Origin of the sequence: Bernardetia aquimarina (genome assembly GCF_042180575.1) — a bacterium.
Classification (GTDB): domain Bacteria; phylum Bacteroidota; class Bacteroidia; order Cytophagales; family Bernardetiaceae; genus Bernardetia.
On the sequence record NZ_CP170094.1, the window covers coordinates 1,801,651 to 1,818,858 of the forward strand.

General features: G+C 30.4%; 13 protein-coding genes. 6 read left to right on the forward strand and 7 right to left on the reverse strand.

All coding sequences use genetic code 11. The features are described from left to right. The first annotated feature begins 15 nt into the window (after positions 1-15). The 4 genes from ACE193_RS07520 to ACE193_RS07535 all read left to right on the forward strand — a co-directional run bounded on the left by ACE193_RS07520 (position 16) and on the right by ACE193_RS07535 (position 7,085). The gene (locus ACE193_RS07520; protein ID WP_375562388.1) at positions 16-2,934 is read left to right on the forward strand and encodes a histidine kinase; all 2,919 of its coding nucleotides are present in this window, start codon (positions 16-18) and stop codon (positions 2,932-2,934) included. A 235-nt stretch (positions 2,935-3,169) separates the two neighbouring features. Continuing rightward, complete coding sequence (locus ACE193_RS07525) at positions 3,170-5,851, forward strand: COR domain-containing protein (protein WP_375562389.1); 2,682 nt, start codon at positions 3,170-3,172, stop codon at positions 5,849-5,851. Positions 5,852-5,893: 42 nt separating this feature from the next. Further along, entirely contained in the window at positions 5,894-6,862 is a 969-nt protein-coding gene (locus ACE193_RS07530) for a YhcG family protein (RefSeq protein WP_375562390.1), read from the forward strand. A 10-nt stretch (positions 6,863-6,872) separates the two neighbouring features. Continuing rightward, a complete protein-coding gene (locus ACE193_RS07535; protein ID WP_375562391.1) occupies positions 6,873-7,085 on the forward strand; it encodes a hypothetical protein in 213 nt (70 codons plus the stop codon). A gap of 111 nt (positions 7,086-7,196) precedes the next feature. On the opposite strand, the gene ACE193_RS07540 is transcribed toward ACE193_RS07535, so the two are convergent. Further along, positions 7,197-7,610 carry a DUF779 domain-containing protein gene (locus ACE193_RS07540; RefSeq protein ID WP_375562392.1) on the reverse strand — a complete coding sequence of 138 codons (414 nt, stop codon included), beginning with the start codon at positions 7,608-7,610 and terminating at the stop codon, positions 7,197-7,199. 214 nt (positions 7,611-7,824) lie between these two features. After that, positions 7,825-9,345: an aldehyde dehydrogenase family protein gene (locus tag ACE193_RS07545; RefSeq protein ID WP_375562393.1), complete on the reverse strand. Its 1,521-nt coding sequence runs from the start codon at positions 9,343-9,345 to the stop codon at positions 7,825-7,827. 282 nt (positions 9,346-9,627) lie between these two features. On the opposite strand from ACE193_RS07545, the gene ACE193_RS07550 reads away from it, so the two are divergent. Continuing rightward, positions 9,628-10,614, forward strand: coding sequence for an AraC family transcriptional regulator (locus ACE193_RS07550; protein ID WP_375562394.1), 987 nt, complete (start codon positions 9,628-9,630; stop codon positions 10,612-10,614). A gap of 92 nt (positions 10,615-10,706) precedes the next feature. Here the strand turns inward: ACE193_RS07550 and ACE193_RS07555 are convergent, their stop codons facing one another. Both ACE193_RS07555 and ACE193_RS07560 read right to left on the reverse strand, forming a co-directional pair. Then, complete coding sequence (locus ACE193_RS07555) at positions 10,707-11,057, reverse strand: MGMT family protein (RefSeq protein ID WP_375562395.1); 351 nt, start codon at positions 11,055-11,057, stop codon at positions 10,707-10,709. Between the two features lie 60 nt (positions 11,058-11,117). After that, a complete protein-coding gene (locus tag ACE193_RS07560; protein WP_375562396.1) occupies positions 11,118-13,232 on the reverse strand; it encodes a LysM peptidoglycan-binding domain-containing protein in 2,115 nt (704 codons plus the stop codon). Positions 13,233-13,495: 263 nt separating this feature from the next. On the opposite strand from ACE193_RS07560, the gene ACE193_RS07565 reads away from it, so the two are divergent. Further along, entirely contained in the window at positions 13,496-14,182 is a 687-nt protein-coding gene (locus tag ACE193_RS07565) for a DUF2461 domain-containing protein (RefSeq protein WP_375562397.1), read from the forward strand. Positions 14,183-14,402: 220 nt separating this feature from the next. On the opposite strand, the gene ACE193_RS07570 is transcribed toward ACE193_RS07565, so the two are convergent. The 3 genes from ACE193_RS07570 to ACE193_RS07580 all read right to left on the reverse strand — a co-directional run bounded on the left by ACE193_RS07570 (position 14,403) and on the right by ACE193_RS07580 (position 17,037). After that, positions 14,403-15,677: a DUF1015 domain-containing protein gene (locus tag ACE193_RS07570; RefSeq protein WP_375562398.1), complete on the reverse strand. Its 1,275-nt coding sequence runs from the start codon at positions 15,675-15,677 to the stop codon at positions 14,403-14,405. A gap of 61 nt (positions 15,678-15,738) precedes the next feature. After that, positions 15,739-16,044 carry a DUF4286 family protein gene (locus tag ACE193_RS07575; RefSeq protein ID WP_375562399.1) on the reverse strand — a complete coding sequence of 102 codons (306 nt, stop codon included), beginning with the start codon at positions 16,042-16,044 and terminating at the stop codon, positions 15,739-15,741. A 216-nt stretch (positions 16,045-16,260) separates the two neighbouring features. Further along, positions 16,261-17,037, reverse strand: a complete 777-nt coding sequence (locus ACE193_RS07580; protein ID WP_375562400.1) for a hypothetical protein — start codon at positions 17,035-17,037, stop codon at positions 16,261-16,263. Positions 17,038-17,208: the final 171 nt, after the last annotated feature.

A 17,208-nucleotide genomic window follows, 5' to 3' on the forward strand; every position in this document is an offset into this window, starting at 1 on the left:
AAAAACAGTATTACATTGGTTAAAAATATAGCTTTATTATTCTTTTTGTCTATTTCATTTTTAACACAAGCACAAGAACCTGTATCTATACACCTTTCAGAAAAAAGTGGACTACAGTATAAAGAGTTCTATGATATCTTTGAGGATGATGAGGGTTTTATTTGGCTATGTGCAAATAAGGGATTACTTAGATATGATGGTAGAGAATTCAAATTATATAAACACTCAAAACAACGGGGATTATCCGTTTTTGGAGTAAAACAAGACAGTTTAGGACGTATTTGGTGTCAGAATATTTCAGGACAATTCTTCTATGTACAAGATAATGAAATGCACTTATTTATAGATGTAAAAGAACACTTAAAAGGAGAGTTACCCAGCTTTATCATTAATAATAATTCTTTATTGCTTTTTTGTGGGTCTAAAATTTATAAAATAAATCTAAATACTAAACTTATAGAAGTTCCTTGGATCAATAATAGTAGTGTCAGTAGTCCTTTAGAAACGCACGAGGGTATATTCTTTACCAATGAAGATTCTTTAGTACACATCTCTCCAAAAGGTAATTTTGAAAAAATACTATCTACTCATCTTCCAGCAAAAAGTAAAAATGGAGAAACAATTACTTTTGGAAAGGCGAAAATTTTTAAAAGCACTTCATCACTCTTTTTATTAGAATCTAGGTTTGGTTTAAATACTTTTTTTCGTTTTAATATTTCGAAGAAAAATCTAACTAAGATGAAAGGTGTTGAGACTTTAGAAGATAAAATAATATATACTAGTTTTGATAATAAAAATGAAATTTGGTTTGGCACAAACCATGGCGTTTGGATTTATGAAATTAAAAACGACCAATTTCAATTTAAAAAGCAATTTCTCAAGGATAAAAAAATCTCTAAAATAGTAAAAGATCAAGAAGGTAATTATTTCTTTACAACATTACACAATGGGATTTATGTAATCCCCAATATGCATATCGAAGACTGCCAAATTTCAGAAGAAAACAAAAATATAAATAGTTTAGACATCATAAATGATAACACTTTAGTTTTTGGAACAAATGCTGGAAGTGTAGGAATTTATAATACAACAACAAATAAACATACACACATAGAAACAGGAACAAAAGGACATGTTTCTACACTTAAATACCATAAAAAAACCAATGTCATTTTTATAAGTAAATCTTACTCTGCCTTTACATTAAACTATAATAATTTTGAATTAAAGAAGGTTAAAACTAGAGGTTTTCTTAATGCAAAAAGTCTAACAATATTAAAAAATGATGATTTGCTTTTAACAGATTACAAGGCTGTAAGAGTATTTAAAGAAGGTAATCTTGATAATGATACTCTTATTTATAGCAAAAGAACTTATGCATCACATTATAATAAAGATAAAAATGAAGTTTATATAGCATTCGTAGATAATTTAGTAAAATATGATAGTGCTTGGAATCCTACAGTTATTCAACACAAAAACAAGGCTCTTTTAGGTAAATCAATAACACAAATGTCTAATGGAATAGTGTGGTTTGCAAGTTTAAAAAATGGCATCTATGGAATTAAAAATGATTCTATACTATATCATTATACTACCAAAAATGGATTAATGTCTAATAATATAGAGCAAATTGAGGCAGATAAAAATACATTATGGATAGCTTTAGATAATAGTGTGCAAATATTTGATTGTGCAACTCAAAAATTTAAGACATTAACTAAAAGAGACGGTATTATATCGTATGATATTTCTGGTATAGAAATCCTAAAAAATAAAGTATATCTTTCCTCAGATGAAGGATTATTATCCATAGATAAACGCCAACCATTTAAAAAACAAAATAATGAAATATATTTTAATGCTTTCGAAATAAATGATAGAGACACATTAGTTACCTCAATTTATAAATTAGCTCATGACCAAAATACAATTAAGATTGGTTTTAATGTGAATGGCTTCTCCTTTAATCATAAAGGAAGATATAAATACAGATTAAAGGGACTAAATGATAATTGGTTAAGTACTGACATGGGAATTAATTCTGTGAAATATAATAGTTTACCAGCAGGTAATTATACATTTCAAGTACAACCTGTTTTAGAAAATCAAACCGAGAATGGAGTTATAAAAGAACTTTTGATTGTGATATACAAACCTTTTTGGCAAACATGGTGGTTTAGACTAGGAGGGCTTATACTAATTTTTGGAGGTACTGTTCTGTTCTTCAAAAAGAAAATTAGAAAGAAAGAAAAAGAACGTATTGCCGAGTTGGAAAAAATATCTTTAGAAAAAGAACTCATGGCTATAAACTTAACAGCATTGCGTTCACAAATGAATCCTCATTTTATTTTCAATGTCTTAAACTCTATTCAAGATTTAATACTACAAAAAAACACAGAGGCTTCTTATGATTATATTGTCACTTTTTCAGAATTAATACGCAATGCGTTAAGCTATTCCAATGAAGATTTTATTCCTATAGAAAAAGAATTGAAATTTTTAAATGTTTATTTGAAATTAGAAAAACTCCGATTTGGAGATACATTTAATTATACTGTTAATTCTGATATCCAAGAGTTAATAAAAGTTCCTTCTTTATTGATACAACCTTTTATAGAAAATGCCTTAGTTCATGGCTTAATGCATAAAAAAGGAGAAAAAGAATTAAATATTAGCTTTGAATTTAAGGAAGAGTGTTTAAAATGTATCATTACCGATAATGGAATAGGACGAAAAAAGGTAAATGAAATATACACTCGTCAGAAGAATAAAAACGAATCATTTGCATTATCAGCTATCAAAAAAAGATTAGATATTTTTAAAAAGAAATACAATAACAATCTCGGCTATGTTATTGAAGATTTATATAGTCATGAAAAAGATACAGGTACAAAAGTAATTTTGACATTACCATTTGACTATGATTTTTAGATGATGTGATGGTTGGAGTTATCCGAAGGAGTTTGATTAGTTAGGAATTGGGGAATAGAGATCGGGAATTAGGAAATGACTGTTTTTAGGTAAATCAAATACTGTCACCAGTGGTGACACAATCAGTTTTTATAAAACTCGCACCAGTGGTGCGATAAATTGAAGACAAAAAATTATTACAATTAAAAAAGAAATAGTATTTTAGTGAGATAAAAAATACTTACTCAATAAGAACATGAAACCTAAAGAAATTATAGAATTAGAAAATCTATTATCTAAGAGATTAAATAAATCAATAGAGTTAGTACAAAAGACTTTAGATGAAATGAAAAACCATGCAGGTAGTTTTGCATACTCTCTAAACTCTTCAAATGAAGTGAATGGTCTCGGTTTTCTTTTTGATAAAGTGAAAGATATAAGTTTTGTTAAAGCATTTCCAAAGTTAGAAGTTTTAGATTTAAGCGATTGTGAACTACAAAACCTTCAAGATGAATTATTTGAATTGAAAGAACTTACTCATTTGAGTATAAGTGCTAATCCTATTTCTCATATTCCTAAGGATATTTTAAAATTAGAAAAACTAGAATATTTCAATTGTGGATTTATAAATGGTAATTTTTCTCCTGCTATAGAATTTCCTAATTTTTTACAAAATCTAAAAAACTTGAAACACCTCTTAATTCATGGTAATGGATTAACAGAAATTCCTCAATGGATATATAAACTAAAAAATCTAGAGAGTCTAAATATTTATAATAATCATATTACAACTATCAGTGAAAAAATACTAAACCTTGATAAACTCAATGACATAAACACTTTATATTTAGAAATAACTTCTCCTCCTCCTAATATTGTAAAACTAGGAGCAAAGGCTATAAAGGCTTATTTTAGAGGGTTAGAGTTAGGTTATATTGAAAATAATCATATCAAAATTATACTTGTTGGAAATGCTCATGTAGGCAAAACGATGTTATTCAATTATCTTACTAAAGCAAAAACCCCTATTGATTTTGCAGGTTCTACACATGGAATAAGAGTTGGAAATTTTAATATTGAAATAGAAAAAAGTGAAGCAGTAAACGTAAATCTATGGGACTTTGGAGGTCAAGAATATTATCATGCTACACATCGTTTATTTTTTTCTGATAATGTTTTGTATTTACTTCTTTGGGAACAGGAAACTGATAAATATGGAAGCTATACATTCACTAGCGAACAAGATACTATTATATCTCAACAAGGATTACAATATTTCAATCCTCCTATCTCTACAGAAATTACTACAGAAGGATTTCCTGTAGTTGATTGGGTAAGTAATATAAGATTTTTTTCAAAGGATAGCCCAATATTATTAGTTCAAAACAAAACTGATATTCAAGAGCCTAAATATAGATTTTCAGAGTTAGAAGAAGATATTCCTCATACTAGAGTTAGTCTAAAAAAATTAGAAGGTATTAACGAATTAGAAAAACTTATAAAAAGCTCAATACAAAATCTAAAACACTACAAATATAAAATCCCAGTTTCTTGGCAGAAAGTAATTGAATTTATCAGTAGCTTAGGAAATAATTATTTTGGAATACGGTATGATTCATTAGAAAGGGAAGTTCAATCATGGAATCAAGAAATGATAGATGATTTACCACAAATACTAAATTTTTATCACGAAAGAGGAGATATTCTTTGGATAAAAAATAACGAATTACTTAAAAAGTATATATTTCCTCAACCTTGGAGAATAACAAATACGATTTATAGCATATTAAATAGAAAAGTAGCTGATAAAGATAAGGGCGAGTTTACTAGAGAATCTATATATAGTTTGTATGGAAATCAAAAAGAACACGTAGACTTTTGTTTGGAACTCATGAAAGAATTTGAAATTATTTTCAGTATAAAAAATGAAGATAAAATATTTATCGCTCCTCAATATCTAAATAAAAAAATACAAGACAAAAAACGTTTAGAAGACAATATTTACTATACAGAACCACAAAAAGTTTTTACTCTGCATTATCCTACTTTTATGCCTAAAAGTATTTTTACTCGCTTTATCTGTAATTATGGAATGTATGCTGATAAAATGATGTATGGAAAAGAAGAGATTTATTTTGCTAAAAATAAAGTTGGAAGCTACGTAACTTGTGATTATGAAAAAAAAGTTATTACTGTAAATGTCCAAAATCAAAATGATACTCTAACTAAAGAAATTTTTGATGAGTTATATCGTATAAGTGGTGGAAAAGATAACTTGCAACTTTATTCAGAAGCAAAAAATCGTTTTGTAAGTCTATCAGACATACGAGAATATGAAGACACTTATAAAAATGACTTTTGGTTTATGTTTAAAAGTTCACAAGAAAATAAAATTATGAAAAAAGAAAAAAATAAAATAAATATTTTTGTTTCTTATTCAAGTAGAGATAGAGAATTAAGGGAACTTTTAGTAGAAGGAGTTCAAAAACATTTAACTCATCGCCAAAACTTTGAATATGAACAATGGACAGATGCAGAAATTGATTTTGGTTCAGATTGGAAAGAAACGATTGAAAAAGCATTAAAAGAAAGCAACGTCGCTATTTTATTGGTTAGTGCTAATTTTGCAGCTTCTTCATTTATAAATGAAAATGAATTGACAGCATTTTTTGAAAGACAAAAAGCAGGAGGGTATTTAATTTTACCTGTGTTAGTTATGAAATATGATTTTTTACAATTCGAAAAGTTGTCAAAAATAAATTTCTTTAAGACCTATTATAGCGAATATGGATTTACAAAACCTATAGAAAGAAACAAATTACTTCCTTTTGATAAACTAGCAGAAAATGAAAATACAACTAATGGACAACTAAATTTATACTATGAAAAATTAGCTGATTTTATTCATACAGCCGTTTCTAATAAATTCAAATCCTAACTAAAAACATGCACCCACTAATCCAAAAAGCCATAAATCATTATGAATAAAGATTTTGAAGAAGTCATACATTTAATTTCAGATGCTAAAAACCAAACCAATTCTATTATAAATCGTGCTTTGGTAGAATTGTATTGGAAAGTTGGAAAATATGTTTCCCTAAAAACAGAAAATGTAGAAAATGCTAATGCTACAATAAAAGAGTTAGCTCAATATATAATGTATAGAGAACCTCATTTGAAAGGATTTAATGGACGTGGTTTGTGGCGAATGAAACAGTTTTATGAAGAATATTCTCAAAATTCGACGTTGTCACCACTGGTGACAACGATAAGCTGGACAAATAATTTACTCATTTTATCCAAAACAAAAACGGTAGAAGAAAAGGAGTTTTACATCAAAAAATGTATAAAAGAAAGGTACAGCAAACGAGAATTAGAAAGACAAATTGATAGTGCTTATTATGAAAGAACAATGCTTAGTAATACGCAAAGTAGCATAACAGCAGAAGAACTTTATCCACGCATAAAGGAAGTTTTTTTGGATAATTATGTAGTAGAATTTTTGAATTTGAAAGATGATTTTTCTGAATTTGACTTACAAAAATCTATTCTCAAACATCTCAAAAAATTTGTTTTAGAGTTTGGAAAAGATTTTTTATTGATAGATGAAGAGTACAAAGTACAGGTAGGAAATCAAGATTTTTATATTGACTTATTATTTTTTCATAGAGAATTACGTTGCTTGGTGGCTCTTGAACTCAAAATTACAGACTTCAAACCTGAATATTTAGGTAAAATGAATTTCTATTTAGAAGCCTTAGACAGAAATGTAAAAAAGGAACACGAAAATCCAAGTGTAGGAATTATCCTTTGTAAAACTAAAGATAGTGAAGTAGTAGAATATGCACTTAGTAGAAACTTGTCTCCTACTTTAGTTTCTGAATACGAAACCAAATTATTAGATAAAAAAATACTTCAACAGAAATTACATGAACTATTTGAAAATTAACCTTTAAAACATGCACCCACTAATCCAAAAAGCCCTAAATCAATTAAATTCCAACAATTACAGAGGATATTTTGAAGAAATGGATATGATTATTCCTTCTACTATGAGTACAAATTATCAAGAACTCAAAGGCTTTTTTGTAGCAGGAATAAAAAATGAAGAGTTTAAAGAAGCCTTGAATGTTTTTGCTTTGGAAGTGGATGGAAAGCTATATAAAAGCTAATAAAAAAACTGTCAAGACACTTTTAAAGTGTCAGACAGTTAGTTTTTTTGAAACAAGAAGTTTTGCTTTTTAAATTGTCTGACACTCTGAAGTGTCTGACAATGAAAAATATTACACTGCTGTTTCCTCCAAATATTCCTCTCCATTTTTGACAGGAATCAAATTTTGAGTTTCTTCTTCTGTAAAAAGTCTGGATTTTACAATAAAACGATAGCCCAAAGGAATCTCTAACGAAAAACTAGAACCTCGTCCTTCTGTAACATCAATCGTAAGATGCGTATGTTTCCAATAATCAAATTGAGATTGGTTCATAAAAAAATCGCAGCCGTGAATCGTTCCGACCCAAACATCATTTGAACCGACTTTAAACTCTCCTTTTGCAAAGCACATAGGCTGTGAGCCATCACAACAACCTCCACTTTGATGGAACATTAGCTCTCCATTTTCTTCTCTTAACTCATCAATAATTTTTTTAGCCGAATCAGTTGCAATAACTCTTTGTGTATTTTCTGATGTATTTTTCATAATTGTTTTATTTTTTAATTTTATGTGATAAAGCCCTAGCCGTTGTCGGTGTCTCCACCGACGACAAAAACACCTCCTATAGCTGAAAACTAAAGTTTTCGGTACATTGTTCTCACGCTAAAGCGTAAGCTACATTTTATAGCAAAACCCTAAGGCTCTTTGAAGATTCTTAGGGTTTAATAAATAGTTGGTTGAAATTTTTATTTTTAAATTCTTAAAAGAAACCTAATGCTTTCTTGTCATAAGAAATAAGCATATTTTTGTTTTGGCGATAATGACTCAGCATCATTTTGTGATTTTCTCTACCAAAACCAGACTTTTTGTAACCTCCAAATGGTGCATGAGCAGGATAATTATGGTAACAGTTTACCCAAACACGACCTGCTTGTATAGCACGAGGAACGTTATACAGTTCGTGGGCATCTCTCGTCCAAACACCTGCACCAAGTCCATAAAGCGTATCATTTGCAATTTCAATCGCTTCTTCGGTATTTTTGAAAGTAGTTACACAAAGAACAGGTCCAAAAATTTCTTCTTGGAAAACTCTCATTTTATTGTGTCCCTTTAATATAGTTGGTTGAATATAATATCCGTCTTTTAGTCCGTCGACATATTTGGCTGCGCCACCTGTCAATACTTCTGCACCCTCTTCTTTTCCAATTTCTAAGTAGGATAATATTTTTTCGTATTGGTCTTTTGAAGCTTGTGCACCCATCATTGTCGAATCATCTAATGGATGTCCCATTTTGATTTTTTCGGTTCTTTCAATGACTCTTTCTATAAATTTATCATAAATATCTTCGTGTACAAGCAATCTTGAAGGACACGTACAAATTTCACCTTGATTTAAGGCAAACATAACAGCACCTTCCAAACATTTATCAAAAAATTCGTCGTCGGCATCCATTACACTAGGGAAAAATACATTTGGCGATTTTCCACCTAATTCCATCGTTACAGGAATGATATTTTCAGATGCATATTGCATAATCAAACGTCCTGTTGTTGTTTCTCCTGTGAAAGAAACTTTTGCTACTCGTGGCGAACTTGCCAACGGTTTTCCTGCTTCTACCCCAAAACCAGAAACGATATTCACAACACCTTTAGGAAGTACATCTTTAATCAAATCCATAAAAATCAAGATTCCGACAGGCGTTTGTTCAGCAGGTTTCATAACCACACAACAACCAGCAGCCAAAGCTGGTGCAAGTTTCCAAGTTGCCATTAAAAGAGGGAAATTCCAAGGAATAATTTGCCCCACCACACCTAATGGCTCATCAATATTCATTGAAACTGTGTTTTGGTCTAGTTCTGCAACACTTCCCTCTTCGGCACGAATCACACCAGCGAAATAACGAAAATGGTCAATACAAAGTGGTAAATCAGCAGCTTTTGTTTCTCTGACAGCTTTGCCGTTATCCACCGTTTCAATAGTAGCTAGATACTCTAAATTCTGTTCCATAATATCAGCTATTTTGAGCATAATATTACTTCTTTCAGTAGCTGATGTTTTAGACCAAGTTTTGAATGCTTCGTGAGCTGCATCAAGAGCCAAATCTACGTCCTCTTTGCTAGAACGAGCAATTTTTGTGATAACTTCTCCACTTACTGGCGAGATATTATCAAAATATTTTCCTTTAACAGGAGAAGTCCATTCTCCATTTATAAAATTATCATAGCGTTCCTTAAACTTTGGAAAAGCTAATTTATTAGTTACTTCTGTTGTAGTTTCCATAATTAAAAAATGATTATTTGTGTGTAAAAAATTAATTTATAAGCATACAATACTGAGAAAAATTAGAGTGAAAAGTTATTTCTCTCTTAAAAAGTCTTATTTTCTTTTACAAATTTAAAACATAAATAATCCCTTCCTTTTTAGTATTCTATCAAAACTTTATAGTATTCTATCAATCATTCCAACAAATAAAATTTGTCAAAAATTGATTATCTTGTACTATATTTAAAATATCACTCCAATAAAAACACACAAACAATTATCTAATTTATCTTATCAATTATGGAAACTTCCTTAAAATCATCTTTATTTATTCCAAAAAAACAGAACCTTACTTCATATAATAATCTTCAAACGCTTGTCGAAAATCGTTCAAGTTTTAATCTTCCCAACTTTGAGCTAAATCTTTTCGAAACGCATCAAAAAAGCAAAAAAGTAAGTCTAATTTTTGATACTTTGACAGTAACAGCTATGATTCGTGGAAAAAAAGTAATGCAATCTTTTGAAAACATTAATCATTATAAAGAAATAAAAAATACCAAAACAGAATTTGATTATTTACCTGGAGAAAGTGTGATTGTTCCAGCCAATGAAGAAATGATAATTGATTTTCCAGAAGCAGACGAAAAAAATCCTACTCAGTGTTTGGCGATTGCAATTGATAATGAAAAAATAAAATCTACTTTAGAAACACTCAACAATCAGTTTCCAAAACTAGAAACACCACAAAATAAGAACGGAAATTGGACACTAGAAAACCCAGATTATCATTTAAAAAATAATGCAGAGTTAAAGAATGTCATTGATAGAATTACGCATATTTCACTAGGAAAAAGTGAAGCTAAAAATTTATTGGCTGACCTTGCGTTACAAGAGCTTTTAATCCGAATTATGCAAACACAAGCACGTAATTTGATTTTTGAAGAATACAAAAAATACAGTTCTCAAAATCGTTTTGCTTTTGTGATAGAATATGTAGAAACGCATTTGGAAGAACAAATAACAGTAGAAAAATTGAGTAAACTAGCTTGTATGAGCGAATCCAATTTTTATAAAGCCTTCAAAAGAGAATTTGGAATTACGCCTGTCGAATATATTTTGAAACAGAGAATCAGCCTTGCAAAAAAATTATTAACCAATATGAAATTGAGTGTAACTGATGTTTGTTATAAAGCTGGTTTTAATAGTTTGAGTTATTTTAGTGTTTTATTTAAAAAGTATGCAGACCAATCGCCTAGTGAGTTTAGAAAATCTTTTTTTGGGAAGTAGTTTAAGAATAGAAAAGCTGTGTTTTTGGCACACAGAGCTAGATGAAAATTTTAAACAGACTATTTTCTCACGCTAAAGTGTAAGCTACAGAATTAAATTAACACTTCAGGATTCCAAAATACTTTTTCAAAATCTTGGATTTGGTGGTCTTCTACTTTTATATTCTCGGCTTCTAAAAGCTCTTGCATTGTTGTAGGAGTTTCGAAGTGATGTCTTCCTGTCAGAAGTCCGTTTCTGTTTACTACTCTGTGTGCTGGGATTTTTATTTCATTTTGACTTTCTCTAGTCTGATTTATTACTTGACAGTTATTCATTACCCAGCCTACCATTCTTGCACCTCTTGTGTGTCCCAAAAATTTGGCAATCGTTCCATAAGAAGTTACTCGTCCTTTTGGGATTTGTAAAACTACATCTATTACGTCTTCTTGGAAAGTGGTTTTCATAGTATTATTATTTCCAAACCTATGCGATTTTTAAAAACTGTATAGGTTTATTTTATTTTTCTAAGTAAAGCTAATCCCAGCATCAAGTACTTTTTGAGGACGCTCTCTTACTCTTTTGTCTGTTGCATTCTTAACAATAGTCTGAATTACTCGTTTTTCATCGATATTTTTTAGTGCAGCTAATGAACGAATTCCTGTTTCTTTCATGACCTGTTCTATAGCTGGCGCAAAAATACGCAATGCTCCTGTAAGCCCTTGATTTACAGCCAAATCTATCAGAACAGTTATTCCTCCTGCCGAATTAATGAAGTCTGTTACAGGTTCACGATTTACATCAACTCCATTTGCATTCAATGAAATTTTGGCTCTAAGTGCAGGTTTAACATATTCTTGAACGGCTGCCAAAACTTGTAATTTAGCAACTTCTATATTTTGTCCGGCTCTTACAAATACGCCATGTAAAATTTTATCAGCACGAATATATTTTTCGGCATCTGTTCCTTTATAACGCTTTCCATCTGGAGTAAATACAACCATATCTACAGGTTTGTATCTATCATTTTGGTAGGTATATTCCACATCAATTCCGAATCTTCCAAAGGCTTCTTCAAACAAAGAAGGGTTTCTATCTTTTATGAGTGCCATCATATTTGGAAATGTTCCTCCTCCTGTTGCACCTGCAAACTGAATAAATCCGAAAGAAAAAGCTGCCTTGTCATAACTATTTATGGCATCAAACTTTCCTTCATTTTTAGATACAAATTCTAATGACTCGGCAAGCTGACGAGAAAGACCAACACTTTCATAATAAGAAGCTGGAATATCGTGAATAACTGTTCCAGAATACGAAACGCCATACGGATAGACACTATAACCACTTCGTACAAAATTAGAAAAACTAACTTTTTGTAAATTATTTAGATGGTCTTTGTAAGTAATATTATAAGTGGTATGTTCTCTTAAAAGTTTATAGGTTACATCATTTGGATTAATAAGTCCACTAGAATAACCTGAAGCACCAATTAAAGAAGATTTTCCTGCCCACCAATCAATTTTATTTCTTCTTTGGAAATTATCAATCGCTGAAATAGTAGCTTGAATTTGAGAAAGCCCAGCAACTGAATTCATATAATCTAACTGAACAAAACGTCGTTGTACTTTTTCCACATCAGCTTGACGGTTTGCACCACCACGCCCAACGCTTGCAGAAAGTCCACTTCCAAAAATCTGAACTCCATTTATTGCATCAAGATTGATTACTTCTTTTTTGTTTTGTTCGTATTTTGAAATATTTCCCGTTTGAGAAACAGAAGAAGAATTGTCCTTTCCATCTCCAATACTTGTATCTACATTACTACTTCCACTTCCGACATTATTATTACTTGAACTATAATTTGTTGTTTTGGCTTCTTTTGTAATCATCAAACGCTGTCCTAATGAAAGTGCATTTGAGCTAAGTCCGTTACTTTCTTTAATATCTTGAACACTTACATTATATGCCATCGCAATTCTATACAAAGAATCTCCTGATACAACGGTATGATAAATAATTTTTGGTGCTGCTTGAGTAGGTTGAGGATTCTGAACAGGAGCAGCTTGAGAAGCAACTTCTGGCTTTTCTTCCAAATAAAGCATCTGACCAATACGTAGAATATTACTTGTTAGATTATTTATACTTTTTATTTCATTTACTGAAACTCCTACTTTTTGAGAAACTCGCCACATACTATCTCCAGCCTGCACAACATAACTCGGACGAGGCGTAAAAACAGGAGCTTTTACAACCGTTGGCGAATTTGTTTGAATAGTAGGAGTAACAGTGGGAGCTTCATAACTACTTCCACCACTAATACGAAGCTGTTGTCCTAGTGAAAGGGCATTAGACGTAAGATTATTTAAGGCTTTTATTTCATTCACTGACATATTTAGCCTTGTAGCAATTCTCCAAAGTGAATCTCCAGCTTGTACTGTGTAAAAAGAAGTGTTGGGAGAAGATGCAGCAGCCGTATTTCCCCCATAAGAAGGAGAATCTATACTTACCTGCAAACGCTGACCTAATGAAAGACTAGCATCTGACATATTATTAATTTTTCGGATGTCATCTACCGAAATTTGATATTGCCTAGAAATTCCCCAAAGTGTGTCCCCACTCTGTACAGTATGATAAGTTGCCATTCAAAAAGTAGTATGAGTTGTCTAATAAGTTGTCTGAATAATATTCCTTGTGGTAAGATACACAAATTTTTGTTTTTTGAGAATAGAATTTTGATTTTGTATTGATTTATACAAATTTATCTAAAAAAAGTCTTTCATTTCAAACCTAATTGTTGGAAGACTGTTTTGATAAAGTGTTATGACTATTGTCGTTGGTGGAAATACCAAAAACAGTAAGTATTTGACACATTTACCGTTTACAATTCATAATTTACAATTCAAAAATGCTTCCCCTAACACTAACTTTCCTCAAAAAACTACATCAAAACAACGATAGAGATTGGTTTAAAGAACATAAAAAAGAATATGAAGCTGCAAGAGAAGAATTTTCTGTCTTAGTTACGGCTCTTTTAGAATATTTTACGCATAAAATTGACCCTGCTTTTTCTACCCTTACAGCAAAAGATTGTATTTTTAGATTAAATAGAGATATTCGTTTTAGTAAAGACAAAACGCCTTACAAGACTTATTTTAGTGCCGTTTTGCACCCAGACGGACGAAAAACAGAAAAACCTATTTTTTATCTACACATTGCCCCAAATGATAATTCATTTCTAGCTATTGGTGTTTATCAACCAAACAAAGAATATATCAAAAAAATTAGAGAAGAGATTGATTATAATGCAGACGAACTAAAAGCAATTTTTAATAAAAAAGAATTCAAAACTTATTTTGAAGGGTTTTCGGAAATGGAAAATGGAATTTTGAAAACTGCGCCTCGTGGTTATCCAAAAGACCACCCAAATATTGAACTTTTGAGATTCAAACATTTTATTGTAGAAAAATCAATTACTGACAAAGAACTTTTATCAGATGATATTGCTCAAAAATTAGCTCAAATAGCCATCGCAGGGCAACCTTTGAATGACTGGTTGAATGTAGTTTGGGAAGAGGTAGAAGTGGGGAGTTAGGAAATGAATAGGAGAGATTAGGAATGAAAGAATACATTTTACTTAGAAATGATTACGAATATAATTTATTGATTATTAGATAATCATCAGAAAATGTTCATATCACAAGGCTGACAATAGTTTATGCAACTAAGCACTTCTGCTAAACTATTGTCAGAGTTATTTTGGATTACCAAAAAACTACTGACAAAGTTTTTATGAACATGTTTAGAACCGATTTTTATTCCTCCACACTAGCAAAGCAAAACCCACAAATTGCTTTTGGATAAAAGTAAGTTGATTTTTGTGGCATCGTAAAACCAGATTTACAGACTTCCTTTACTTCTGGCATCGTAACAGCATTAGTGATAAGAGCTAGAGAGGCTTCTCCTTTGATTACTTTGGTTACACAATCTGTAAAGTTTCTTTCAAATTGAATATTTGTACTCTTGCGTTGGTCTTTTCCTTTTATTCCAATTACTTTTTCAAAAAAGAAATAATGAAGTACAGTAAGGTCAAGATTTTTGACAGAGTCTGGAAATTTCCAAGCTAAAGTTTCCCATTTTTCAGGCTTTAGACGAATTTTATAGGCATTTTCTAAGAAAATAAGTCCAAATGCCCATTTTTTACCCCAAATCATTTCGTTCAAATCAGAAGCATTTTCGACAGGTTTGATGATAAAATCTTCTTTGAGTTTTTCTAAAATCTGTTCTTCACTTATTTCTAAATCTGTCAGAAGTCTATGTGTAGGTAAAATACGAAGGTCATTCGAATTAGAATTTGTCAAATACATCAAATGAAAATTATATAATTCGTCGCCTGTATGATTTGGATTTTCTGCTTTGCATTTCTGACGGTGTACCATCGAACTCTCGTACCTATGATGTCCATCAGCCAAAATAATTGTTTTCTTTTCTAATTTTTGAACAAACTTTTCTACAATTTCGGGCTTATCTATCTTTGCAAAAACTTCTCTTACACCTTGATAATCTTCTGTTTCATAAATTGGGTTTTTGATAGCTTCATCCATATATTCTTCTAACTCAAAATTGCTATCACCATATAATCCATGTGTCGGACTTACATTCAATCCTGTTTTTTCTAATAATTCTATTCTATCATTTACAGCAGCAGGAATAGTATTTTCGTGTCTTAAAATTATATTATCATTCCAATTATATGCCTTTATGAGTGTAACAAAACCCTTTCTACAATATTCTTTCTTTTTAGAAATACGTGCAGGAAGTGAGAAATATTGATAATAGACATAAATAGTTGGCTTTTCATCTTGTTGAATTGTTCCATCAGCTATCCATTTTTCAAGCGTTTTTTTTGCTTCATCGGCTGGATTTTGTCCTAAAGGAACAGACAAATGAATACTATTTAGTGGATTTTGATACAATTTATCTCGCTGTTTTTGGGAAACGACATCAAATAAAGGAGAAGTAAATTCTTGAATTTGATTAGTAAGTGAAGAATCATATCTCCAAGCACGAAAAGGACGGATTTCTGCCATAATATAAAGTTAGAAGTTAGATTTATGAAATTAGATAAACAAACTGAATTTGAAAATGTGGTTAAATCACTTCCAAAATAGTACGAAAAGCAATAACTCTATTTCCGTATCTTTTTAGGTGATCTTCCTGCAATTTAGGAGCAAATTTTTGTTGATAATGTTCTAAGTCTTCTAAAGATTTACAAAAATATTGAATAGCATAAGTTGTTCCTTCTTCTTCTGGAAGTTTGGAAAGTAGTTTTAGTATTTTGTTTTCTTGAAACACCCCTGTATTCATTACATCAGGAATATGTGTTTCTTTCATCCATTTGAGCCAGTCAGAATGAATGCCATCTTCTACATTTACGGTAATATTATATAAAATCATCTCAAAAAATTCGTTTGCTGTTAGTTTTTTCTGAAAAATCAGATTAATTCAATAAAAAACAAAGGTACTCATTTCTGAACTTATTTATTCAATGAATAATAGCATTGTTACTTTGCAATTCAAAATTATTTAAAATTATTTTTTTTACAAAAAAATCCTTTCATTTCGAATAAAAAGAAATAAAAGGATATTGAGTTTATTTTTTTAGCAAAAAGCTTATTTTTCTATTTTAAGGCTTACTTCATTTTGATTTTCAGAAGTATTTACTTTGATAGTTTCTGCTGTTGCTCCAATAGAAATTAAATAATTTTTGACAGTTTGTAATTGCTTTTCATTATTACTTTCCAAAACAATCGTATAACCTAATCTTGAATGCTTGGCAGCTATTTCTAATTCTTGTTTATTTTTCTTGCTTGTAATTTCATTTTTTTGATTAACTATAATAGGAGAGACTTTGGGAGCTTCAGGTTTTTCAGAAGAATACCACCCTGCTCTTTCTGTACTTACATCCTCTTTTACATCATTATTTTCTATTTCAAGCCTTGTATCTTTTTCTGCTCTTTCATTTTTTTGATTGGCTATTTCTTCCAAATCATTTTTTGAAGATGCCGACATAACTATATTTTCTTCTGTTTTATTTTTTTGAGCTTTTGCTTGTCTTTGTTCTTTCAATTTTTCTTGTTCAGCCTTTACCAATCGCTCTTCTTCCCATCTACGCAGTTGTTTTTTAGACACTTTTATCTGCTCCACTTTTGGTTTGCCTACTTCAGAACATTTAAAAGGTTTGCGCTGAAAAGCCGTACTATTTTTAGATTTTCTTTTAAACTTATTTTTTCTTTTAAAACGTCTTGTAAAAAAGTTTCCTGTTTTGGTTGTTTGTGCTTCTACTTGTTGGGTATCCACACTAGGGAGTGCTACCAATAAAACGAGTAACAGTAACAGAAAACGAAAAGTTTTTTTAGCGTAAAATGTATAGGTAAAAATTTGTTTCATGGTGTAGGTTTATTTAAAGGATTCTTTGTCAGAAAACTTTTTGTTTTGTCTGGCTATTTTTATGTTCGAATTTTTGTGCTACATTCAAACCATTTATCTTACTAACGAGATTACTCACAATGTAGTATATCGAACTACTTAAAGATATGAAAAAATTTACTTTTTATCGTA

Excerpts from the sequence above, each read along its gene's own strand:
- ACE193_RS07525 (WP_375562389.1), top strand. The coding sequence starts at position 3,170 with ATGAAACCTAAAGAAATTATAGAATTAGAAAATCTATTATCTAAGAGA.
- ACE193_RS07530 (WP_375562390.1), top strand. The coding sequence starts at position 5,894 with ATGAATAAAGATTTTGAAGAAGTCATACATTTAATTTCAGATGCTAAA.
- ACE193_RS07535 (WP_375562391.1), top strand. The coding sequence starts at position 6,873 with ATGCACCCACTAATCCAAAAAGCCCTAAATCAATTAAATTCCAACAAT.
- ACE193_RS07540 (WP_375562392.1), bottom strand. The coding sequence starts at position 7,610 with ATGAAAAATACATCAGAAAATACACAAAGAGTTATTGCAACTGATTCG.
- ACE193_RS07545 (WP_375562393.1), bottom strand. The coding sequence starts at position 9,345 with ATGGAAACTACAACAGAAGTAACTAATAAATTAGCTTTTCCAAAGTTT.
- ACE193_RS07550 (WP_375562394.1), top strand. The coding sequence starts at position 9,628 with ATGGAAACTTCCTTAAAATCATCTTTATTTATTCCAAAAAAACAGAAC.
- ACE193_RS07555 (WP_375562395.1), bottom strand. The coding sequence starts at position 11,057 with ATGAAAACCACTTTCCAAGAAGACGTAATAGATGTAGTTTTACAAATC.
- ACE193_RS07560 (WP_375562396.1), bottom strand. The coding sequence starts at position 13,232 with ATGGCAACTTATCATACTGTACAGAGTGGGGACACACTTTGGGGAATT.
- ACE193_RS07565 (WP_375562397.1), top strand. The coding sequence starts at position 13,496 with ATGCTTCCCCTAACACTAACTTTCCTCAAAAAACTACATCAAAACAAC.
- ACE193_RS07570 (WP_375562398.1), bottom strand. The coding sequence starts at position 15,677 with ATGGCAGAAATCCGTCCTTTTCGTGCTTGGAGATATGATTCTTCACTT.
- ACE193_RS07575 (WP_375562399.1), bottom strand. The coding sequence starts at position 16,044 with ATGATTTTATATAATATTACCGTAAATGTAGAAGATGGCATTCATTCT.
- ACE193_RS07580 (WP_375562400.1), bottom strand. The coding sequence starts at position 17,037 with ATGAAACAAATTTTTACCTATACATTTTACGCTAAAAAAACTTTTCGT.